Genomic DNA, 20,329 nt, shown 5'->3' with positions numbered 1-20,329 from the left:
CTCATTCACCCGCCAGCGCGTTTCCTTGCGATGGCTTGCCTTGCCTGGTCCAGCGCATCCGCCGACACCTCGTCGGCGTCACGCGTAGCATCGATGAGGGCCGTATGCGGCAAGGCCATATCGCGGAAGATCGCACGGCAGCGGTCGAGGTTGTCCGCCGTCTCGAAGTGATTCGGCTTATCGCCGCGCAGGCGTATGCGCGCCAGTCCAACCTCCGGAGCAAGGTCGAGCAGCAGCAGAAGGTCGGGGCGGGGTGCGAAGGCGTTGGCCTGCATCAGGGCATCGATGCCGAGGCCGGCAGCACCCTGGTACGCCACGTTGGACGGAAAGTAGCGATCCAGGATGACGATCTCGCCACGGGCCAGCGCGGGGCCGACCAGTTCATCCACGTGTTGCCGGCGGTCCAGGATCAGCAGTCGCAGCTCTTCCTCGGGCGTAAGCCGGCCGGTGGATGCCGAGGCGCGCATCTGCATGCCCCAGGGGCCGTTGGTCGGCTCCTTGCTGAGGTTGACCGTGCAACCGTCGACCGAAAGGGTATCGCGAAGGGTATGGGCGAGCGTCGTCTTACCGGCGCCGTCGATACCTTCGATGGCGATCAGCAGACCGCCGGGGATAGGGAGAGGTGCCATGGCCGGGATTTTAGCCGATCGGCCGGCGACTTTCACCGCACGCTAACGGATTTCCCCAGTCGCTCGAACGTCTTCTTGCCCGAGGGTGTGACGCTCCAGTAGCCCAGCTCGTCCTGGACGGCGAGACCGCGGCGCAACAGCGCCACGCACGCGGACTCATTCAGGCTGCTGACTGCCAGGTAGGCGGTCGAGCACAATTGCTGCAGGGCAAAGCGCGTCTGCTCGTCGAGCTGCGCCTCGTGCCGGGTCGTGTCATCCACTGCCATGCCTGATGTCCCCTTCGGTGTCACCGAAGGCGATTCTTGCCTCCGCTCGAGTTAAAACCTCGTGAGGAAATACTTAGGTAGCCGGCGAGCATCAGTGGAAGCCATTGACCAGGCCGCTCGCCTTGTCCTTCGTCAGGTTCAGCCCCTGGCCGCTGAAAGTTGCCAGGCTGGTCATCCGGTCGGCGATATCGACGCCGACCAGGCCCGCGGTATCCGGGTCCACGCTCAGCGCGAAAGGCACGGACGGGAACTGCACGTAGTCACGGCTGGCATTCCATTGGGGATGGCCACCCAACGCCGCCATCAGGCCGTCGATCTTCGTTCCGGCCGGTTGTCCCAGCAGGGCGAACGGCAAGGGCGCCTTGGCATTGGCAAACGTCGAAATGGCAGTGACCTTGTCCTGCTGGATGCGGACGCGGAGCTGGCTGTAGGCGATCTGGTCGGCGGTCACCGGCTTTCGGGCCAGCTGCGCGTTGAGGTCGCGGGGATAGACATAAAGCAGGTCGGCGGTGCCGGGATGATCCTTCGCGGTGCGCTCTTTGTCCGGCGCACCCATGGCGGCCAGGACCTGGCTGCGGGTCATGCCGAGCGCCAGTGGGCCGAGGTGCGTGCACGCATCGGGCAGGGTGGCGTGGGCGCTGGTATCGACGGTGTCGTTCGCGGTCGCGAATTCATGGTGGAGGGCGCCGACGCAATCGTCCGCCATGCCGTTGGCATGCACCGGGAAGGCGACGATGCCGAGGACGAGCAGACCGTACAGGGGGATGATGTGGCTTCTCACGCGAATCTCCAGGCGGCGTATCGGAAGGGAGGGGCCGGAAACGGTTCCCGGCCCCGGCGAACTCAGTTCCCGTGCCAGCCTTCACGATGCCCGTAGGCCGTGATGAAGGCATTCTGCTGCGCACCGGTCAGGGAACTCCACTGCGCGGAGGGCGACAGGCCCGAGTTGTTCGTGATGGTCGTGATCATCTCGGCCGTGGGGTTCTCGCTAGGCGGAGACCACGTGGTGATGATCTGGCTGAGGGTAGCCGTACCACCCGCATTGTTGTTGATACGGTCCATGTTGGCTACGGCGGCATCCAGACCTGCCTGCGGGCTGGCGAAGATGGCGAAGCCACGATCGTCGCCGAGTGAACCGTTGTTCGTCGCGACCGTGCCCGAACGGATGTCGAGCGGGTTGTTGTCGCGGTTGGGGTGGGTCCCCGTGATGGACTGCGTGGAACCGTCGGCGGCCGTGTAGGTTACGGTCGTGCCGGACGCCGATGCGGCTGTGGCCGGGTTGGCATTGCTGCCGGCGCCACCGTCGCCTTCGCCGCCGTCGCCATCGCCACCATCACCGTCGCCGCCGTCACCCTCGCCACCATCTCCCTCGCCGCCTTCGCCGCCTTCACCTCCCTCACCGCCTTCTCCACCCTCACCACCTTCACCACCTTCGCCGCCTTCGCCACCCTCACCGCCTTCGCCACCCTCAGCGATCGGCTCCTCGTACTCGTTGGTGGTGTGCACCGCACCGGCCTTGTGGATCGTCGCATGGTGGTGCGCCTTCTTGGCGTGGTGCACTTTCTTGTGCGCCTTGGCGTGATGGATGGATGTGGACAGCGGATGGGCGCCGATGGATGCGCGCATACCGCCTGCCACCATATCGATTTCAATGATGTCGAGCGTTCTCATGGTGATCCCTTGATACATGGTTGCGGGGAAAGAGCCGTCCTCGCGTCGGCTGACCCGTGTCACGCCGCGCAGGGGCAGCGCCACACGGGTCGGTTTCCTCGACCGGGTAGCGCGCTACGACACGGCACGCAGATCGTGTGGCTGCGTGCCTTGCACGGCATCGTCCGGACGCTCGAAGGCATAGAGGTGGTTCATATAGGTCGAGACGAAGATGCGCCGACCGTCGGGCGAAACCGCTACGCCGTTGGTCACCGCATCCGGAAGTTGCAGGATGCCTTTCACCTGCAACGTGTCGATGTCGATCTCGTAGACCTTGCCGCCGTTGCTGCCTACGATGATCCGGTTGCCGATCCGCCGCGGCGAGGCATAGACGCGCGAGCGCAGGTTGATCTTCGCCACCAGCTGCATGGTGTCGACATCGATCACGTACAGGTGCCGGTCGCCCGAGCCGCAGAACAGCTTGTTGCCGGCGAACAGGGGCGTCGTGTAGCAGATTTCGTCCGTTTTCCACTCGCCACGTTTTTCACCGGTTTCGACATCCAGGATGTAGATCGATTTGTCGAACGAGGCAAAGGCGGTGAGCTTGCGCGCCTCGTCCACGGCGGGCGCGTATTTCACGGAGCGGCGCGTGGGGAAACGCCAGACGATGCGGCCCGTCCTGGCTTCCAGCGCCAGCGTCTCGTGATCGGCGCTGCCCCAGATGACCAGGTCGCCGCCTTGCCAGTAGCCGGGGGAGCCGTGTTGCAGTTTCTCGACCTGGTGTTCCCAGATCTTCTCGCCGGTATCCATGTCGTAGGCACCCAGGCTGCCCTGGGCCCAGGGGCGCACGTATTCCACGCCGACACAGATCAGGTTGTGCCGGGCCACGACCAGCGGCGATGCACCGACCCACTCCCCGTCGGGGTGAGTCCAGATTTCCTCGCCGCTGTGCGCGTCCAGGCAATAGACCGTGCCGTTGTAGGCGCCGAAATAAAGCCGGCCGTCGTGGTAGGCGGGGCAGGACCATATGCCTTTTTTCGTGTACGCGGCACCGGTGACCGCGTACTCCCAGACCAGGCCGCCCGTCTCGGCGGAAAACGCCTGCATCTTCGCGGCGTCGCAGCCGCGGAAGATGAGGTTGTCGACCAGCAGCGGCGCCGATTTGGGAACGACGTGGAACGCGAAGCCTCCGGGTGTCGCGGTTCGCCACAGTTCGCGATAGGTCTGGGTGGGAAAGGGCGCGCGCACGTCGTCGGGAAGGTCGAAGTCCTTCAGCGTGAACAAGGTCTGCACCGTGATGCCGTGGGTGTCGCGCCAGGCCAGGCCCGCCCGGGAGACGAAATCCACCACCACGAACATCTCCGCGAGACGGTGCCCCGCCATGCCGATCACGGTACGCGCTTTTTCCGCACTGCTGCCGGAGTTGAGCGAATCGTCCACCAGGATGATCGGCAGGTCGAGCACGTCGCCTTCGATCGCGTTACCCATGCCGGTGGTCTTGCGATCCTTGCGGATGATGAAGCCGTTGACCGGGCCCCGTTCCGCGGGTGCGGTGAGCATCAGCGCCGTGAGCAACGGGATGGCCGCGGTTTCCAGGCCGCCAAGCTGGAACGGCTCGCGCGCGGCGTTGCGCTCCCAGAACGCATGCGCGATCTGGAGCAGGGTGTCGCGTTGCATGAACACACGACGCAGGTCGAACAGCCAGGTATAGGCGCCGCCCTTCTTCGTGATCAGCGGAATGTTTTCCGCCTGCGTGTGCAGTCCGATCGCCTGGATGGTGTTCCTGATCGCCTCGATGGTCATCGTCGATTCCGCGGTGGGTGTAACGAGGGGTGTCATGGCGAAGCCGACGCGTTAGACGTGGCGAGGAAGGCCTCGATGGGAGGCCCCCACGTGGCCGAGCCACCGCGCCCGAAGAACAGGTGATGCCCGTCGTCGCCATACGCGGCGGGCATGATGCGCTGCGCCTTGCCGCCCGCCTGGGTGAATGCCTGGTACATCGACGTCACCAGTTCCGGGTTGAAATAGCTGTCGTTGGGCGTGTAGATCCACAGCACCGGCGTGCTGGCCGTCGTCCCGAAGCGACGCGCGGCCTCCACCAGCCTGTCGGCATGGCAGTTGGTGTTCGGCGTGCCGTGAAAGTGACCGCCGCGCCCACCGGCCATGTCGATGAAGGCGGCCACCTGCGGATGCGGCATGCTGTCGTAGGCCAGGGTGCCCCAACCGCCGGCGGACTGGCCCACCACGACCACGCCGCTGGGCGCATACCCAGGCAGTGCCGTCACGAAATCGACGATGGTCTTGATCTGGCGCGCGGTCTCCATGCCTGCTTTGTAGTAATCGGCGTTGTCACAACCATCGTAGCCTTCCGTCCACGGGCCGCCCGTCGCGCCATAGCCCAGCCGCAGCGCAAGCACGACCGCGTAATGCCGTTGCATGAACCACTGCACGGATTCCGCCCGGCAGTTGGCCAGCGTCATGTGGGGACGATCCGCCGCATCGGGGGGCGATCCATGGTTGATGACCACCAGCCGTGGACGCGTCACGCCTTCCGGACGGCACAGGCGTCCCTGCATCGTCCACGCCTGGCCGGTGTCGTCGCGTATCGGAATGTGCAGCGCATCGCCCTCGTCGCCATGCAGCGAAGCGATGTGTTCCGCCGCCGCCGCCGCCGGCCCCGATGCGACGCCGAGCCAAAGTGTCGCGAGCAGCAGCGAAAGGGTGCATGGACTGTGTCGCATCGTCGTGTTCATCCTGGAGGGCATCCCGCCGGTCAGCGGCGGATGCGTCGCATATGGAACGACAACGTCGTGCATAACGTGGGGCACTCCCGCGCGGGCGCCCGCGAAGCACGCACGATCGATCCGTCGAACAGCAGCAGCCGACCGGGCCGCGGGCGGACGGAAATGCATTCGCGCGCCGCATCGTAGAAGACCGTTTCACCCGCCCAGCCGTCCTTCCATTCCGCATTGGTATAGACCAGCGCGACCAGTTCGTGGTCGGACGGCTTCGCGGTGTGATGTGCCTCACCGTCCATGCCGTACGTATGGCCGTTGGCATAGGCCCGCACCAGGCCGTAGTCCGGCGCCAGCTCTTCGCGGATGTGCACCCATATCTCGTTGAGCGCCTGCAGGCCTGGCGTGGCGTTGAGCACGTCGTCGTGGATCGCCCGTTCCAGCGGATTGCGGCTACCGCACAGGTGCGTGTGCCACGACGGATGGGTGTCTCCCAGCAGGCCTGGGTAGATGCCGTACGACCAGCTGGCCTGGCCCGGCATGAGCGCCGGCACCTGCGCCACGTCGAGGAAGTGGTTGACGACCTTCAGGGATGACGGTTCCGGCGACGACACCATGGTTACCTCGTGGATTCGTGGATGAAGCGGGCGGGCGGCGCAACGGCCGCGTCGCGTGGGCGTATTGCGCCGTCGACGAGTTCCAGGACACGATCGGCGTGGGCGATGGTCTCCGGACGATGCGCGATGACGATGCGCGTGATGTTCAAGGCCTTGATCGCCTGGTTGAGCTGGCGCTCCATGGCCACGTCGAGGTGGCTGGTCGCCTCGTCCAGCACCAGGATCTGCGGACGACGATAGAGGGCGCGCGCGAGGAAGAGCCGTTGCTGTTGCCCGCCTGACAGGGACGAGCCCATGTCGCCGACCAGGCTGTGGTAGCCCATCGGCATCGCGACGATATCGTCGTGCACGCCGGCGATGCGCGCCGCGGCTTCGATGTCGTCCTGCGTGGCGAGGGCATCGAACAGGCTGATGTTCTCGGCGATGGAGCCGGTGAACAGCTGGTCGTCCTGCATGACGCTGCTGGTCATCGAGCGATACGTGGCCTTGCCCAGCCGGCGCAGGTCCATGCCACCGATCTCGATACTGCCTTGCTGTGGATCGAGCAAGCCAAGGAGCAGGCGGATCAGGGTGCTCTTGCCGCAGCCCGAGGGTCCGACGATGGCCACCGATTCGCCCGGCCGCACCTCGAAGCTGCACTCGCGCAGTATCCACGGTTCGCCTTCGGCGTAGCGAAAGCCCACCTTCTGGAAAGCGACCCCCGCCGTGGGCAAGGGGCCTACGTGTTCGCTGGTGGCATAGGCCTCGGGCGCGGTGAGGACGATGTCGGCAAGTCGCTCCGCCTGCAGCCGCAGCATGCGCAACTCGATGGTGTAGTCGATCAGGCTGGCGACGCGGCTGCTGAACTGGTCGCCATAGGCTACGAAGGCCGTCAGCATGCCCACGGTGAACTGGCCCTTGAGCCCCAGCCATGCACCGATCCAGAGCACGCCCAGCCGCTGGCCACCCGTGGCCAATCCTTGCAGGGCGGTGAAAAGCATGTCCAGGCGCTGCACGGCGATCGACGTGTTGAGCGTTTCCGCCGCCGCGTTGAGGTAACGCGAGGTCTGCGCCGCTTCCTGGTTGTGCAGGCGGATGGTTTGTACGCCGCGTACCGCTTCGAGGAACCGGCTGTGCTGCCGGGCGCTCACGGTGATCTGGCTGAGGTTGGCCTCGCGATAGATCCTGAAATACAGCAGGCGCAGGCCCGCGTAGATGGCCGCGGCGCCGATGGTGACCGCCGCCAGCAACGGGCTGTAGATGAACAGCACCACCAGCGTGACGCTGGCCAGCAGGCCGTCCAGCATGATCTCGACGAAGCGCGTGGTCAGGGTCTGCTGGATGGTGTCGATGGCGCCGAAGCGCGAGACGATGTCACCCAGGTGGCGCGAACCGAAATACGCTTGCGGCAGGCGGATGAGGTGCGCGAAGACGTTGCCGGTCCAGCCCAGGTTGAAGTGCGTGCTCAACCACATCACCGTCCAGCTGCGCAGCGCGGAGACCAGCGTCTCGAGCACGATCAGCAGGGCGAAACTCAAGCCGAGAAACGTGAGCAGGTCATGGTCGCCGTCGGCGATCACCTGGTCCACGACCAACTGCATGAACAGCGGCGCCAGCAGGGCGAACAATTCCAGCACCAGCGCCAGACCGAAGATCTGAACCAGGCCGCGCCCCAACCCGCGGACCGAGCCAGCCAGCGAGCGCAGGGATACCGGCGGGGGCGCCTGTTGCCTCTGGAACGTCGGGCCCCGGGAAAACTCGATCGCCACGCCGGTGAAGTGCCGCGCCACATCGGCCGCACTGAGCGTGCGCACGCCCACGGCCGGATCGTGGATCACGACCTTCCGCTTGCCCACATGGCGCAGCACGACGAAGTGGTCCATGTCCCAATGCAGCACGCAAGGCGTCTGCAACTGGGCCAGTTCTTCCATCTCCAGTTGCAGCGGTCGGCATTGCAGGCCCAGGGTGTGGGCGATGTCGAGCAGGCGGCGCGCGGTCATGCCCTTGAGCGACAACGTGAACCGTCGGCGCATGGCTGGAAGGTCGGTCTGGTGCCCGTGGTACGCCGCGATCATGACCAGGCAGGCCAGGCCGCACTCGGCCGACTCCGCCTGTAGCACGCTGGGCAGCGCGCGTTCGCGCCCGAAGTGCAGCCCGTCGCTCACGCGCCGTTGCTCCAGCGATGGCCCATGCCGTAAAGCGGCTCGAAGATCCATTCGACGATGCGTCGTCGGTCCAGCAGCATGTCGGCTTCCAGCGCCATGCCCGGGCGCAGGGGTTCGTCGTGGCCGTAGGCGTTGACGCTCTGCGATTTCAGGTCCACGTGGGCCAGGTACAGGGAATCAGGCGAGGGCGACGTGCCGCCGCCCAGCAGCAGCGTGACTTCCGAGGGCGTGAGCGCGCTGCGCGACACGCTGGTCACCACGCCATGCTGCAGGCCGAACTTCTGGTAGGGAAACGACGGGTAGTGGAGCGTGACATCGGTGCCGGGGTGCACGAAACCGACCGCCTGGCTTGGCACGAGGATCTGCGCCTGGAGGTTGGAGCCGTCCGGCACGATCGACAGCAACGGTTGCCCCATGGCCACGGACGCGCCGGGCTTGACCGTTACCGACGACACGATGCCGCTGGAGGGTGCACGCAATTCACTGGCGCGACTGGCCTCGTTTTGCGCCAGGGCCTGTTCGATCTGCGACAGCTGTCGGCGCAGTTCGTTGAGTTTGGCCGACACGGCCAGCGGCAACTGGGTGAGCTGGTCGTCCAGCGCGGTCACCTGCTGCTGTGTACTGTAGCGTTGCTGCTGCAACGACTTCAGCTGGGATTCGTCGGCCAGCAGCGCGGATTGTTCCTGCTCCACCTGCAACGAGGAGATATAGCCTTTCGATACCAGGCCCGACCATTTGGTCACGAGTTCCTGGACGAGTGCCATCTGTTTTTTCTGGATGACGATCTGCGCATCGATCTGCGCCAGCTGGCCCTTCAGCAAACCCTGCTGCGTACGATTGTCGTCGGCCTGCTTGCCTTGCAGCGTGAGCGTGTCACGGATGTCCTGCGACAGGCTGACGGCTTCGTGCTGCAATTGCAGGCTTACGCCGGCCGCGGTATTGCCGAGCGATTTGCTGGTGCGCTCCCCGGACAGGGCGACCAACAGCTGGCCCTTCGTCACGCGGTCGCCTTCCACCACCGCCACGCGATCCACGATGCCGACGCTGTTCGCCGTGATGCCGATCAGGCCGGCCCGCGGGACCAGAAGGCCTGTCACGTGGACACGCTGCGTGTAATGACCGGTGAACAACCACGTCAGGATGGCAGCCCCGAGCACCAGGGCGAACACCGTCCATACCTGGGTAGAAACTGGCGTGGCCAGGCGCACGACACCCAACCACTCCTGGCTGCCCGCGTCGGTCAGTTGCTTGCGAAAAAGCGAGGTTTCCATGTCCCATCCATCCCTTCGGTCTTCGCGCAAGCACGGATAATCGCTGGCGGAATCGATCCCCTTTTTTCGATGATGCCGCGACTTCCTGACGGGATTCTGACGCGAATCTTTCTTGAATCTGTCGGTGTCGAATTTACGATTTGCTGCGCTATGCTGCGGCCCTCGACGATGTCTTGCGGGCGGGGGCCTGATGCGAATTCTTTTGGTCGACGACGACGAGACGTTCGCGGTTGCCATGCGCCGCGGCCTGACCGACGAAGGATTTACCGTGGAACATGTCGTTTCCGCGGAGCAGGCGAGGGCATCGCTGGCGGTAGGCGATTTCGATCTGGCGGTGGTCGATACAGGCCTGCCTGGAGACGGTGGCAACGGTTTCCTCAAGGCACTACGCAAATCCGGCAATATGTTGCCGGTGGTGATGGTGGCTGCACGCGACTGCGTTTCCGATCGCATCGTGACGTTGGATCTGGGCGCCGACGATGTCCTCGTCAAGCCGTTTTCCCTGCTGGAACTGGCGGCGCGCTGTCGTGTGGTGGTCCGGCGCGTGCGTACGCTGGCCAGCTCCGAGCTGCGCGTGGGCGGACTTCACATGGATCTTTCCGGACGCATGGCATCCGTGGACAAGGTGCCGGTCGAACTGACCCGTCGCGAATGGTGCGTCCTGGAATCGCTGGCGTTGCGGGTGGGTCATGTCGTGAGCAAGGAAAAACTGCTGCACGCTATCGCATCGTGGGACTGCGACTCGTCCATCAACGCCGTGGAGATGCAGGTGTCGCGCCTGCGCGTCAAGCTGGGCGCCAGCGTGATGGTGCGTACCGTGCGCGGCGAAGGCTATCGCCTCGAACACGCGAACTGACGAAAAAAAACCACCCCCGCAAGACGGAAGTGGTTTTCATGTTTGGTGCCCGAGGCCGGAATCGAACCGGCACGCCTTGCGGCGGGGGATTTTCGTACCACTTCGGCTTTCGCCGCCGACACTTCCTTGCGAAAGCGACGTTCGTGGTCTGGAGCACGCCTTCACCGTAGCGCCGCGTTGAACCGCTTTGCCTTAGGTGCCCGCCGTCTGCTCTCTACACCTTCCGCCGGACCTTTCGATGCCGGGGCTTGGCTCGGTATTAGCTCGGACTTGCGTCCAGGGCCTTCGCCGAGTTTGACGGGCTTCACCTCGGGGGTTTCCCCCTGAGGGCTCAATTTATGGTCTGAGTCCCCTGCGTCTACCAGTTTCACCACTCGGGCCGACGCAAAACGTTACAACACGTGGATTATGCGGGATTCAATGGATCTGGTCGAGACCCAGCTTGCGCTCGTTACGCTGGTACCAGTTGTCGCCCTCGGGATTGAACACCGCGCACTGGGTCATGCGGCCGGAGTAGATATGCAGGCTGACGGCGACGGCATCGTCACTGGGATTGCGGATGGTGTGGTATTCGTGCGGCGGGATCAGGCTGCCGGCGGAGCCCGGGCCGGCCTGGATCGAGCCCACGGGCCGGAATTGATAGCGCTCCGCCTCATGGCCGAGCAGTTCGTACTGGACGATTTCCAGCGCGCCGTTCCAGACGCCCTCCACGCACCACATGCCGCTGTGGTCGTGGATCAGGGTGCCCTGGCCGGGCCCCCAGGTCATGGCGACCACGCTGTAACCGTGTTCGTCGCTGCGGTAGAGCTCGCGGCGGGCGTAGTGGTCGCCGGCGGCTTCGAAAACGCAGGCGGGCAGGATGACCTCCTGCGAGCGGATCAGCCGGCACAGCGCATTGCGCAGGGTGTCGGTGATGGCCGGGGTATCCGGCTGCACGACGGACGCGTCGATCGCATCGATGAGCTTGCGGCTGCCGGGGAAGTCGACCGTGATCATGCGTTTTACCTCTGGCGGCGGATAGGGCGTGGCGGTGCCCGACACCTTCCATGATAGCAGGGCGCGTTGCGCGCCAGCGTCACGAAGCCTCAGAGGGTTCCCAGGAAACCACCGATGGCCTGGCTGTAGCTGGCGATGTCCACAAGGAACGCATCGTGGCCCTGGGGCGAATCCAGCGCCACGAATTCAACCGCGGCACCGGCCGCCTCCAGCCCACGGGCGATGGTTTCCTGTTGCTCCAGCGGAAACAGGATGTCGGTGCTGACGCCGATCACCAGCGCGCGCTGCACATGGATGCGGGCCAGACCGCGCATGACGTCGCCTTCGCCGTGCTCGGCCATGTCGAACCAGTCGCTGGCGCGCGACAGGTAGAGGTAGCTGTTGGGATCGAACTGGCGATTGAAACGCCGGGCATGGCCTTCGAGGTAGGACTCGACCTGGAACTCGAAACCGAACGGCTCGTTTTCCTCGCGCTGCTCGGCATCCAGGCGGATGCGCGCGAAGCGGCCGTTCCATTCCATCGCGGAACGGTAAGTGATGACGCCGAGCTTGCGCGCGATGCTCATGCCGTGTTCCGGCCAGGCTTCATCGTCGTAGTTGCCGCCGTTCCAGTGCGGATCGAGGCGGATGGCCTCGCGCTGCAACGAGCGGATGGCGATGGCGAACGGCTGTGCCTGCGGGGCCGTGTCCACGCTGATGTGCGTGCGCACCGTGCCCGGGTGCAGCAGCATGTACGCCAGCGCGCTCATGCCGCCCATGGAGCAGCCGACCAGGCAGGCCAGGCGTTCGATGCCCAGCCCGGCGACGACGACCTCGTGCGCGGCGTTGGCGACGTCCTCCAGCGAAAGCTCGGGGAAGGTCAGGCGATAGGGCTGCCCGGTGGCGGGGTCGATCGACGCGGGACAGGTGGAGCCCTTGTCGCTGCCCAGCGAGTTGACGCAGACGACGAACCAGCGGTCGGTGTCGAACGCCTTGCCGGGGCCGATCATCTCCTGCCACCAGCCCGGGGAGGGATCGTCGTCGTTGGACGTGGCATGCGCGCTGGGCGAGAGGCCGGTGAGGATGAGGATGGCGTTGTCGCGTGCCGCGGCCAGCGTGCCCCAGGTTTCGTAGGCAACGCACGCGCCGTGCAGTTCGCCGCCGCGCTTCATGCGGAACGGTGAGGAAAGTGCGTGGTAGCGGCGGGCGTCACCCATGGGTCGTTCCTTCGTTGGAGGCAGTCGATGCTGCCATGGTCACCGTTGGCGCCAGGTCAGCGTGACGAGGCGGGTGCCGGTGCGACATCACCGGCGCCGGCGCGCTTGTCGGCCTCGGCGATCTGCTGGGCCACGGCGTGGGCGACGTTGGAGTCCGGGTCCAGCAGCGGTTGCAGGCTGCGCCAGGTGGCAGCGGCTTCGGCGAAACGCTGTTGCTGGAACTGGGCGATGCCGAGCAGCCAGAGCGCCTTCTGGTTCTGCGGATCGGCGGACACGGCCGCCTGCAGCAGGTCGAAGCCGCGGCCGACGATGCGGTGATCGTCGCGCAGCAGCGAATCCGCTTCCGCCCAGCCGACCATGGCCGCGCCGTTATGGGCATCGGTATCCAGGGCATGCCCATAAGCATCGCGTGCCTGCGCAGGTTGCTTGAGCATGGCGTAGGTCTGGCCCAGCAGGAGCCAGCCCGGTACATCGTCCGGGTGCGCCTTCAGGCGGGCCTGCAACGCGGCGATGGCCTCGTTGACGTCCATGTCCCGGGGCGGCGCCACGCCGTCCAGCGTCGAGGGGGTTCCCACCAGCCGGTAAAGGCCGGCGCTGGCCAGCGGCAGCAGCACGGCCAGCGCGAGCACCAGCGCGAAGATGCCACGCGATCGCCCGTGCAGGCGGCCCTGGCGAACCAGTGGAACGAGGATCAGCGCCAGGGCGACGAGCAGCATCGCGGCGGCGAGGAGATAGAACACGGTGCTCACCAGTCGTCCCCGGTATCGTGGGCCGGCATCTCGCCGCCGGCATGCTGGCGTGCGCGGCGGCGCACCTGGACGGCGACCAGCGTGCCGCCCAGGGCGAGCACCAGCAACGGGCCGAACCAGAGTAGCCAGGTCTTCGGCGACACCGGCGGTTCGTAGAGCACGAAATCCGAATAGCGCTCGACCAGGAAGGCCTTGATCTGCGCGTCGGTCTTGCCGGCCTGCATCATCTCGAAGATCTGCCGGCGCAGGTCGTGCGCGATGGGCGCGTTGGAGTCGGCCAGGGTTTCGTTCTGGCACATCGGGCAGCGCAGTTCCGCGCTCAGTGTCTGGAAGCGTACTTCTTCGGCGCGATCGCGGAAGGGGAGGGGCTGGATGGCCTGGGCCAGGGTGGGGAGGGTGAGGAGCAACAAAAGCAGGGTTAGCGTGGCCTTGGATAGTGAGGCACGGAGCCATCGCGCACATCGTGCGCTCCTACCGAGCGAGTGCGGGTGCGGGCTTGGGGTCATGGGGCGGTCTCGTGGGAGAGCGCCTGCAGGGCGGGGCGGAATTCGTGGGTGACGACATCGGCGGTGATGGGCCCGACGTGCTTGTAGCGGATCACGCCCTTGCCGTCGATCAGGAAGGTTTCCGGTGCGCCGTAGACGCCGAAGTCGATGCCGACGCGACCGTCGCGGTCGGCGATCACCATGTCGAACGGGTTGCCGTGCTCGCCGAGCCACGCCGTCGCGTCGGCCGGGTCGTCCTTGTAGTTGAGGCCGACCAGGGGCAGGCCCAGGGCCTTCACCTCGCTGGACAGGACCGGGTGCTCGTGCACGCACTCGATGCACCAGCTGCCGAACACGTTGAGGAAATACGGCTTGCCCAGCAACGAGGCCTTGTCGACGTGGCGATCGGGCTCGCCCAGCACGGGCAACGAGAACGCGGGCGCGGGCTTGTCGATCAGCGGCGAGACGATCTCGTGCTGGTCGTGCTGCGTGTTCCACCAGATGCCGAAGCCGAACAGGCCGCATAGCGCCAGGAAGACGAACAGGGGCATCAGGCGACTCATGCCGGCGACCCCGTGCCCGGCAACGCGGCAGGCGATTTCTTCGCACGGAAACGGCGGTCGCCGGCGGCCAGGAAGCCGCCCAGCATCATGATCAGTCCGCCCAGCCAGATCCAGCGCACGAACGGCTTGTAGTACAGCCGCAGCGCCCACGCGCCTTCGACGTCGGTGACCTGCATCGGCTCGCCCAGGGCGACGTAGATGTCACGGAACAGGCCGGCATCGATGGCCGATTCCGTCTGCACCTGCCCGCGCGAGTAGGTGCGCTTCTGCGGTCGCACCGTGGCCAGCGTGGCGCCGTCGCGCTGGATGGTGACCGTGCCTTCGTCGGCGCGCCAGTTCGGGCCCTGCGTCTCGTGCACGCCGTCGAAGCGGAAGACATAGCCGGCGATGGACTGGGTGTCGCCCGGTGCCATGCGTACGTCGCGCTCCACGCTCAGCGATTCGGAGAGCATGACGCCGATCAGGAACACGGCGACGCCGGTGTGTGCCACCAGCATGCCGGCCATCTCGGCGGGATAGCGGCGACCGCGCGGCATCTCGCGCCAGCGCTTGATCACGTAGGACAGCGTGCCCACGGCCACCCAGGTGGCCCCGGCCACGCCGGCGATCGCCCGTGCGTGTCCCGCCGCGAACACGGCGGCGACGATCGCGCAGACCACCGCGGCGACGGCGGCGCGCGCGGCCATCGCGGTCAGCTGGCGACCTTCGGCGCGACCCCAGCGCAGGTACGGCCCGAACGGCAACAGCAAAATCGCCGGGGCCATCAGCGCGACGAAAAGGAAACCGAAGTACGGCGGCCCGACCGAGATGCGCCCCAGGTTCAGTGCATCGCCGATCAGGGGAAACAGCGTGCCCAGCAGCACCATGGCCGCCGCCGTGGTGAACAGCAGGTTGGCGACCATGATGCCGGTCTCGCGCGACAGCGCGGCAAACGGCTTGCCCGTCGCCACCTTGGGCGCACGCACTGCGTACAGCAGCAGCGAGCCGCCGATCACCACGATCAGGAAACCGAGGATGTAGAGGCCGCGGCGTGGATCGGAGGCGAAGGCGTGCACCGAGGTGAGCACGCCGGAGCGGACCAGGAAGGTACCCAGCAACGACAGGGAAAACGCGAACAGCGACAGCAGGATCGTCCACGCAGGCAGCGACCCGCGTTTCTCGGTCACGGCCTGGGCGTGGATCAGCGCGACGCCCACCAGCCAGGGCATGAACGAGGCGTTCTCGACGGGGTCCCAGAACCACCAGCCACCCCAGCCCAGTTCCGCGTAGGCCCACCAGCTGCCGGCGACGATACCCATGGTGAGGAATGCCCAGGACACGTTGGTCCACGGGCGCGCCCAGCGCACCCAGCCTTGTTCCAGCTCACCGCCAAGCAAGGCGGCAATGGAGAAAGCGAAGGCCACCGAGAAACCGACGTAGCCCATGTACAAAACGGGCGGGTGGAAGGTCATCCCCGGGTCCTGCAGCACCGGGTTCAGGTCGCCGCCGTCGCCGGGCATCGGCAGCTCGCGCAGGAACGGGTTGGAGGTGAACAGGATGAAGGCGAGGAAGCCGACGCCGATCAGGCCCAGTACGCCGATCACCCGGGAGACGAAGGGCGTGGGCAGGTGGCGGCTGAGCAAGGCCAGCGCCAGCGACCACACGTTGAGGATGAACACCCACAGCAGCATCGAGCCCTCGTGCGCACCCCAGACCGCGGTGACGCGGTAGTACCAGGGCAGGGCGAGGTTGGAGTTGTCCGCCACGTAGGCGACCGAGAAATCGAACGCCAGGAACGCGTGGATCAGCACGCCCATGGCGAGGAAGACGAACAACGCCTGCCCCACCGCGGCCGGGCGGGCCACGGCCATCAGCGCCGCGTTGCCGCGCCAGGCGCCCACGATCGGCAGGATGCCCTGGGCCAGCGCCAGCAGCAGCGCGAGGACGAGCGCGAACTGGCCCAGCTCCGGGATCATTCCGGCGTACCCGGTGCCATGGCCTTGTCGCCCATGGCCTTGTCGTCGATCTTGCGGTTCTCGTGTGCCTTGGCCATGGCGTCCTTCAGTTCCTTCGGCATGTAGTTCTCGTCGTGCTTGGCCAGCACTTCACTGGCGATGAAGCGCGCGTCGTCCATGCGGCCCGTGGCGATCACCGACTGGTTGTCGCGGAACAGGTCGGGAAGGATGCCGGTGTATTCCACGGGCATGGCGCCATCGGCGTCGACCACGATGAAACTGACCTTGAGGCTGTCCTTCGCCCGCTGGATGGAGCCGGCCTTGACCATGCCGCCGAGGCGGAAGTTGCCGTACTGGGTGGCCTGGCCCTGCTGCACCTGGCTGGGAGTGAAGAGGTAGTTCATGTTCCGCTGCAAGGCGAACACGGTGAGTCCCACGGCCACGATGGCGGCGAGGAGCACCGACACGACGATGGCGAGACGACGTTTACGGGTGGGGTTCATTACGGGGAGCGGTTCCGGGACGGCGGCGGTTTTCCTGGCGCGCGAGACGCGCGCGCAGGTCGCGCAGGTTGCGTCGACGCCTGGCCAGCGGGGCCAGGGTGTCGAACAGGAGGATCAGGAGGAAGACGGCGAGGGATGTCCACACGTAGACGCCGTAGGCGCCCATCGACAGGTCCGGTGTCATGCGGTGGCATCCTGCGTGGTGGTGCCCAGGGCGATGTCGCGCACCCAGGCCTTGCCGCCTTCCGCCACGACCAGTTCGGCGCGAACACGTGCGAACAGGCTGGCGACGTAGTAGAGCTTGGTGGCGGCCATCATGGTCAGCAACGGCCAGAGCATGCTGGCGTCGATATGCGAGGGGCCGAGCAGGCGGATGGTGGCGCCCTGGTGCAGCGTGTTCCACCAGTTCACCGAGAAATGCACGATGGGTACGTTCACCGCACCCACCAGCACCAGGAAGGACGCGGCACGCGCGCCCTGGCGCCGATCTTCGAACGAGCGATAGAGCCCGACGATACCCAGGTAGATGAACAGCAGCACCAGTTCCGAGGTGAGCCGCGCGTCCCAGGTCCACCACGTGCCCCACATCGGCTTGCCCCAGAGCGAGCCGGTGACCAGGGTGATGAGGGTGAATGCCGCGCCGACGGGCGCGGATTCCATCGCCACGGTTTCGGCCAGCTTGATCCGCCAGACCAGGCCGATGAACGCGGCAAGGGTCATGACGCCGTAGATGAAGAGGCTCATCCATGCGCTGGGCACGTGGATGAAGATGATGCGGTAGGCGTCGCCCTGCTGGTAGTCGGCCGGCGCCACGAACAGGCCACCGTAGAGCGCCACGGCGCCCAGCAGCACGGCCAGGCCCAGGGCCCACGGACGCACCGTGCCCGCGAAGCGGTAGAACACGGGGGGTGAGCCGAGCCGGTGCAGCCAGAGGGGAACCCAGTTAGCCATCGATCCTCGTTGCCGTTTGGTGCGAGAAGGGGTGAGTCCGGATTCCGTGCCCGACGGTTGCATGCATCACGAATCCATCGCGATGCGAAGTGCCGACGCGCAGGCCAGCGGCGCCAGCACGAGGGCCATGACCAGGCCGGCGCCCAGCCAGGCGACCGGCGCGATCCAGGGCAGACCCTCCTGCGCGGCGGCCACAGCCCCGGCGGCGAAGATCACCACCGGCACGCACAGCGGCAGCAACATGAGCGCCAGAAGCATACCAGAGCGTCGCGAGCCGGCCGTCAGCGCGACCAGGATCGCACCGAGCAAGCACAGCAGCGGGGTGACCAGGACGAGGGTGAGCAACAGCACCGGCATGGCGGCCGGCGGCAGTTTCAGCATGCCGGCGATCAGCGGCGCCACGATGATCAGGGGCAGCGACGACACGATCCAGTGCGCCAGGATCTTGCTGGCCACCAGCAGCGCGAGGGGTTGCGGCGCCAGCATCAGCAGTTCCATCGAGCCGTCCTCGATGTCCGGGCGGAACAGGGTATCCAGGGAAAGCAGGATCGCCAGCACCACCGTGACCAGCACCACGCCGGCGGCGATGCGGGCCAGCAGCGCCGGGTCCGGCCCCAGGGCGAACGGAAACAGCGTAGCCACGATGATCGCGTAGAGCACGGGCAGGGCGATGTCGCCGCGTCGGCGCCAGGCCAGCGTCAGGTCGCGCCGCAGCAGTGCCGCGCAGGCCGCCGGTGTGCTTCCCGGCGTCATGCGTGCAGCCGGATGCGGCGCAGGGCGTCGCCCGCGAACGTCACCGCGCCGTGGCTGGTGACGAGGGCCGCGCCACCGCGGGCCGCATGGCCGTCGAGCAGGCGGTTGACCAGCGCGATGCCTTCGCGGTCGAGGTTGGCGTACGGTTCGTCCAGCAGCCACACCCGTGCGGGAAGCATGAGCAGCCGGGCCAGCGCCACGCGCTTCTTCTGCCCGGCGGACAAGCGGCGCACGGCCTCGTCCTCGTAGCCCGCCAGGCCCACCTCGGCCAGGGCGTCGTCAACGTCGGCACCGGTGCGTACCCCGTAGAGGCCCACGGCGAAGTGCAGGTTCTCGCGCGGCGACAGGTCGGCCTTGAGCCCCGGGTGATGACCCAGGAACACCACGGCGCCAGCGACCGTATCCAGCGAAAACCTCGCCCCGTCGAGCAGGACATCGCCCGATGCGGCGCGCAGCGTGCCGGTGAGCACGCGCATGAGCGTGGTCTTGCCGCTGCCGTTGTCGCCTTCCACCAGGGCGATCTCGCCCGCGCGCAACGCGAAATCCACCGGGCCGAACACGGGCTCGTCCTGGCGCAGGAAACACAACGAACGGGCTTCCAGCAGCACCGCGGCGGACGCCGTCATGCGCCGCCCAGGGCCGGGCGAAGGCCGCGCTCGAACGCTTCGGCGGGCAGGGGCGGCAGGGTGGCCTGCAGGGCACGCACGGCGGCCTCGATATCGACCGTGCCTACGCTGTTGTGGCCCTTGAGCAGTTGCTCGACCAGCGTGTCCTGCGCCTGGCCGCGCTCCAGCGCGTAGGCGTAGGGCAGGTGGGTGAAGGTGACCATGCGGTAGCGCGGCAGGTAGTGCGACGGGCAATGCTCGGTCAGCAGGGCGCCCAGTTCGCGCTTGCGCAGGAACACGGGGTCGGCCACCTTGTCGCGCATCTCCACGTAGTTTTCCAGCGCCATGCGTGCGATGGCGTCGGCGTTCGGCTTGCGCCGGGTTTCGAAGGCGGCGAACACCGCGGCCGGATCGGTCGGGTCGGCCGCGAAAAGGTCGGCCAGCTCGGCGGCATCCTCGAAGCCGCAGTTCATGCCCTGGCCGTGGAACGGCACGATGGCGTGCGCGGCGTCGCCGATCAGCAGCGCATGGCCGCCGATGTGCCAGCGATCCAGGTACAGCGTGGCCAGCATGCCCACCGGATGGGCGGCCCAGTCGTGGGCGAAGGTCGGCATGAGCGCCAGCGCGTCGGGGAAGTCGGCGCGGAAGAAGGCCTCGGCCGCACCGGCACCGGCGATGCTGCGAAAGCTGGGGTGCTCCCCCTCGTTGGGCAGGAACAGCGTGACGGTGAAGCTGCCTTCGCGGTTGGGCAGCGCGATGCACATGTAATGCCCGCGCGGCCAGATATGCAGGGCGTGGGGCTCGATGGCGAACGGCGCGGACGGGTCGCTGCCGGGGGGGATCTCCAGTTCTTTGTAGCCGTGGCCGAGCTCCTCGACCCTTTCGCCCAGCGGCGCGTGCCGGTGCATCTGCGCACGCAGGGCGGAACCGGCACCGTCGGCACCGATGACCACCGGCGCATCGATGCTGCGCTGCGTGCCGTCCGTGCTGCGCAGCATGAGCCTGCCCGCGTCCAGGTCGGCGGACTCGAGGCCCTGCCCGAAGTGGAAGGTGGCGCCCGCGGCCTCGGCGGCGTCGAGCATGAGGCCGTTCAGCCCCTCGCGAGAGACCGACCAGATCACCTCTGAGTCGTCCGCGCCATAGCGCTGGAGGGCGCTGTGGCCGGCCGGATCGTGGACCATGCGGCCGCGCATCATCACCGACTGCGCCAGCACCTGTTCGGCCAGCCCGGTGGCGCGCAGGGCGTGCAGCCCGCGTTCGGCCAGGGCGAGATTGATCGAGCGCCCCCCCTGGACGCCGGCCCGGCGCGGGTCGGGACGTTTTTCGAACACGCTGACGCGAAATCCGCGCTGGGTCAGGAGCGTGGCCACCATGGCGCCGACCAGTCCGGCGCCGACCACGGCGATGTCGTTACGGGGCATGACGG

Annotated in this window: 22 protein-coding genes; 1 reads left to right on the top strand and 21 read right to left on the bottom strand. The window is 66.7% G+C overall.

From position 1 onward, the window contains the following. Window positions 1-5: 5 nt before the first annotated feature. The 9 genes from tmk to ACVKN3_RS02400 all read right to left on the bottom strand — a co-directional run bounded on the left by tmk (window position 6) and on the right by ACVKN3_RS02400 (window position 9,312). Window positions 6-629, bottom strand: a complete 624-nt coding sequence (gene tmk, locus ACVKN3_RS02440; RefSeq protein WP_354512697.1) for a dTMP kinase — start codon at window positions 627-629, stop codon at window positions 6-8. A gap of 32 nt (window positions 630-661) precedes the next feature. Further along, window positions 662-895: a hypothetical protein gene (locus tag ACVKN3_RS02435; protein WP_285401519.1), complete on the bottom strand. Its 234-nt coding sequence runs from the start codon at window positions 893-895 to the stop codon at window positions 662-664. 91 nt (window positions 896-986) lie between these two features. Further along, window positions 987-1,676 (bottom strand): secreted signal peptide protein, encoded by a 690-nt coding sequence (locus tag ACVKN3_RS02430; protein WP_285401520.1) that lies wholly within the window; start codon window positions 1,674-1,676, stop codon window positions 987-989. A gap of 62 nt (window positions 1,677-1,738) precedes the next feature. Beyond that, window positions 1,739-2,650, bottom strand: coding sequence for a hypothetical protein (locus ACVKN3_RS02425; protein ID WP_354512700.1), 912 nt, complete (start codon window positions 2,648-2,650; stop codon window positions 1,739-1,741). A gap of 30 nt (window positions 2,651-2,680) precedes the next feature. Further along, the gene (locus ACVKN3_RS02420; protein WP_285401523.1) at window positions 2,681-4,384 is read right to left on the bottom strand and encodes an outer membrane protein assembly factor BamB family protein; all 1,704 of its coding nucleotides are present in this window, start codon (window positions 4,382-4,384) and stop codon (window positions 2,681-2,683) included. Beyond that, on the bottom strand, window positions 4,381-5,286 hold the full coding sequence (locus ACVKN3_RS02415) for a dienelactone hydrolase family protein (RefSeq protein WP_285401525.1): 906 nt from the start codon (window positions 5,284-5,286) through the stop codon (window positions 4,381-4,383). The genes ACVKN3_RS02420 and ACVKN3_RS02415 overlap by 4 nt, the downstream gene beginning before the upstream one ends. Window positions 5,287-5,318: 32 nt before the next feature. Further along, a complete protein-coding gene (locus tag ACVKN3_RS02410) occupies window positions 5,319-5,897 on the bottom strand; it encodes a hypothetical protein (protein WP_285401527.1) in 579 nt (192 codons plus the stop codon). 2 nt (window positions 5,898-5,899) lie between these two features. Continuing rightward, window positions 5,900-8,041 carry a peptidase domain-containing ABC transporter gene (locus tag ACVKN3_RS02405; protein WP_285401529.1) on the bottom strand — a complete coding sequence of 714 codons (2,142 nt, stop codon included), beginning with the start codon at window positions 8,039-8,041 and terminating at the stop codon, window positions 5,900-5,902. Beyond that, window positions 8,038-9,312: an HlyD family efflux transporter periplasmic adaptor subunit gene (locus ACVKN3_RS02400; RefSeq protein WP_285401531.1), complete on the bottom strand. Its 1,275-nt coding sequence runs from the start codon at window positions 9,310-9,312 to the stop codon at window positions 8,038-8,040. Before ACVKN3_RS02400 ends, ACVKN3_RS02405 begins: the two co-directional genes overlap by 4 nt. A gap of 190 nt (window positions 9,313-9,502) precedes the next feature. Between ACVKN3_RS02400 and ACVKN3_RS02395 the strand changes: the two genes are divergently transcribed. Then, entirely contained in the window at window positions 9,503-10,168 is a 666-nt protein-coding gene (locus ACVKN3_RS02395; RefSeq protein ID WP_285401533.1) for a response regulator, read from the top strand. 417 nt (window positions 10,169-10,585) lie between these two features. Here ACVKN3_RS02395 and ACVKN3_RS02390 read toward each other — a convergent pair whose 3' ends face one another. The 12 genes from ACVKN3_RS02390 to ACVKN3_RS02335 all read right to left on the bottom strand — a co-directional run bounded on the left by ACVKN3_RS02390 (window position 10,586) and on the right by ACVKN3_RS02335 (window position 20,324). Beyond that, complete coding sequence (locus ACVKN3_RS02390; protein ID WP_354512703.1) at window positions 10,586-11,164, bottom strand: cysteine dioxygenase family protein; 579 nt, start codon at window positions 11,162-11,164, stop codon at window positions 10,586-10,588. Window positions 11,165-11,253: 89 nt separating this feature from the next. Further along, window positions 11,254-12,360 (bottom strand): homoserine O-acetyltransferase MetX, encoded by a 1,107-nt coding sequence (gene metX / locus ACVKN3_RS02385; RefSeq protein WP_354512705.1) that lies wholly within the window; start codon window positions 12,358-12,360, stop codon window positions 11,254-11,256. Window positions 12,361-12,416: 56 nt separating this feature from the next. Then, on the bottom strand, window positions 12,417-13,109 hold the full coding sequence (locus ACVKN3_RS02380; RefSeq protein WP_354512707.1) for a tetratricopeptide repeat protein: 693 nt from the start codon (window positions 13,107-13,109) through the stop codon (window positions 12,417-12,419). Continuing rightward, window positions 13,106-13,615: a cytochrome c-type biogenesis protein gene (locus tag ACVKN3_RS02375; protein ID WP_285401541.1), complete on the bottom strand. Its 510-nt coding sequence runs from the start codon at window positions 13,613-13,615 to the stop codon at window positions 13,106-13,108. The genes ACVKN3_RS02380 and ACVKN3_RS02375 overlap by 4 nt, the downstream gene beginning before the upstream one ends. Next, entirely contained in the window at window positions 13,612-14,157 is a 546-nt protein-coding gene (locus tag ACVKN3_RS02370) for a DsbE family thiol:disulfide interchange protein (RefSeq protein WP_354512709.1), read from the bottom strand. Before ACVKN3_RS02370 ends, ACVKN3_RS02375 begins: the two co-directional genes overlap by 4 nt. Continuing rightward, on the bottom strand, window positions 14,154-16,112 hold the full coding sequence (locus ACVKN3_RS02365; RefSeq protein WP_354512711.1) for a heme lyase CcmF/NrfE family subunit: 1,959 nt from the start codon (window positions 16,110-16,112) through the stop codon (window positions 14,154-14,156). The genes ACVKN3_RS02370 and ACVKN3_RS02365 overlap by 4 nt, the downstream gene beginning before the upstream one ends. After that, window positions 16,109-16,594: a cytochrome c maturation protein CcmE gene (gene ccmE, locus ACVKN3_RS02360; protein ID WP_285401546.1), complete on the bottom strand. Its 486-nt coding sequence runs from the start codon at window positions 16,592-16,594 to the stop codon at window positions 16,109-16,111. Before ccmE ends, ACVKN3_RS02365 begins: the two co-directional genes overlap by 4 nt. Next, on the bottom strand, window positions 16,578-16,778 hold the full coding sequence (ccmD, locus tag ACVKN3_RS02355; RefSeq protein WP_354512713.1) for a heme exporter protein CcmD: 201 nt from the start codon (window positions 16,776-16,778) through the stop codon (window positions 16,578-16,580). Before ccmD ends, ccmE begins: the two co-directional genes overlap by 17 nt. After that, the gene (locus tag ACVKN3_RS02350) at window positions 16,775-17,545 is read right to left on the bottom strand and encodes a heme ABC transporter permease (RefSeq protein WP_354512715.1); all 771 of its coding nucleotides are present in this window, start codon (window positions 17,543-17,545) and stop codon (window positions 16,775-16,777) included. The genes ccmD and ACVKN3_RS02350 overlap by 4 nt, the downstream gene beginning before the upstream one ends. Window positions 17,546-17,611: 66 nt before the next feature. After that, a complete protein-coding gene (gene ccmB / locus ACVKN3_RS02345; RefSeq protein ID WP_354512717.1) occupies window positions 17,612-18,298 on the bottom strand; it encodes a heme exporter protein CcmB in 687 nt (228 codons plus the stop codon). Beyond that, window positions 18,295-18,924 carry a heme ABC exporter ATP-binding protein CcmA gene (gene ccmA / locus ACVKN3_RS02340; protein WP_354512719.1) on the bottom strand — a complete coding sequence of 210 codons (630 nt, stop codon included), beginning with the start codon at window positions 18,922-18,924 and terminating at the stop codon, window positions 18,295-18,297. Before ccmA ends, ccmB begins: the two co-directional genes overlap by 4 nt. Then, on the bottom strand, window positions 18,921-20,324 hold the full coding sequence (locus tag ACVKN3_RS02335) for an FAD-dependent oxidoreductase (protein ID WP_354512721.1): 1,404 nt from the start codon (window positions 20,322-20,324) through the stop codon (window positions 18,921-18,923). Before ACVKN3_RS02335 ends, ccmA begins: the two co-directional genes overlap by 4 nt. Between the last annotated feature and the right edge of the window lie 5 nt (window positions 20,325-20,329).

This window comes from Luteibacter sp. PvP120 (assembly GCF_054055715.1).
Note: the sequence above shows the minus strand (reverse complement) of the source record. Positions and strands in the feature narration are given on the sequence as shown.

What these genes read in the sequence shown, in the direction of transcription:
- tmk (WP_354512697.1), bottom strand. Translation starts at nt 629, where the DNA reads ATGGCACCTCTCCCTATCCCCGGCGGTCTGCTGATCGCCATCGAAGGT.
- ACVKN3_RS02435 (WP_285401519.1), bottom strand. Translation starts at nt 895, where the DNA reads ATGGCAGTGGATGACACGACCCGGCACGAGGCGCAGCTCGACGAGCAG.
- ACVKN3_RS02420 (WP_285401523.1), bottom strand. Translation starts at nt 4,384, where the DNA reads ATGACACCCCTCGTTACACCCACCGCGGAATCGACGATGACCATCGAG.
- ACVKN3_RS02415 (WP_285401525.1), bottom strand. Translation starts at nt 5,286, where the DNA reads ATGCGACACAGTCCATGCACCCTTTCGCTGCTGCTCGCGACACTTTGG.
- ACVKN3_RS02410 (WP_285401527.1), bottom strand. Translation starts at nt 5,897, where the DNA reads ATGGTGTCGTCGCCGGAACCGTCATCCCTGAAGGTCGTCAACCACTTC.
- ACVKN3_RS02400 (WP_285401531.1), bottom strand. Translation starts at nt 9,312, where the DNA reads ATGGAAACCTCGCTTTTTCGCAAGCAACTGACCGACGCGGGCAGCCAG.
- ACVKN3_RS02395 (WP_285401533.1), top strand. Translation starts at nt 9,503, where the DNA reads ATGCGAATTCTTTTGGTCGACGACGACGAGACGTTCGCGGTTGCCATG.
- ACVKN3_RS02390 (WP_354512703.1), bottom strand. Translation starts at nt 11,164, where the DNA reads ATGATCACGGTCGACTTCCCCGGCAGCCGCAAGCTCATCGATGCGATC.
- metX (WP_354512705.1), bottom strand. Translation starts at nt 12,360, where the DNA reads ATGGGTGACGCCCGCCGCTACCACGCACTTTCCTCACCGTTCCGCATG.
- ACVKN3_RS02375 (WP_285401541.1), bottom strand. Translation starts at nt 13,615, where the DNA reads ATGACCCCAAGCCCGCACCCGCACTCGCTCGGTAGGAGCGCACGATGT.
- ACVKN3_RS02370 (WP_354512709.1), bottom strand. Translation starts at nt 14,157, where the DNA reads ATGAGTCGCCTGATGCCCCTGTTCGTCTTCCTGGCGCTATGCGGCCTG.
- ACVKN3_RS02365 (WP_354512711.1), bottom strand. Translation starts at nt 16,112, where the DNA reads ATGATCCCGGAGCTGGGCCAGTTCGCGCTCGTCCTCGCGCTGCTGCTG.
- ccmE (WP_285401546.1), bottom strand. Translation starts at nt 16,594, where the DNA reads ATGAACCCCACCCGTAAACGTCGTCTCGCCATCGTCGTGTCGGTGCTC.
- ccmD (WP_354512713.1), bottom strand. Translation starts at nt 16,778, where the DNA reads ATGACACCGGACCTGTCGATGGGCGCCTACGGCGTCTACGTGTGGACA.
- ACVKN3_RS02350 (WP_354512715.1), bottom strand. Translation starts at nt 17,545, where the DNA reads ATGGCTAACTGGGTTCCCCTCTGGCTGCACCGGCTCGGCTCACCCCCC.
- ccmB (WP_354512717.1), bottom strand. Translation starts at nt 18,298, where the DNA reads ATGACGCCGGGAAGCACACCGGCGGCCTGCGCGGCACTGCTGCGGCGC.
- ccmA (WP_354512719.1), bottom strand. Translation starts at nt 18,924, where the DNA reads ATGACGGCGTCCGCCGCGGTGCTGCTGGAAGCCCGTTCGTTGTGTTTC.
- ACVKN3_RS02335 (WP_354512721.1), bottom strand. Translation starts at nt 20,324, where the DNA reads ATGCCCCGTAACGACATCGCCGTGGTCGGCGCCGGACTGGTCGGCGCC.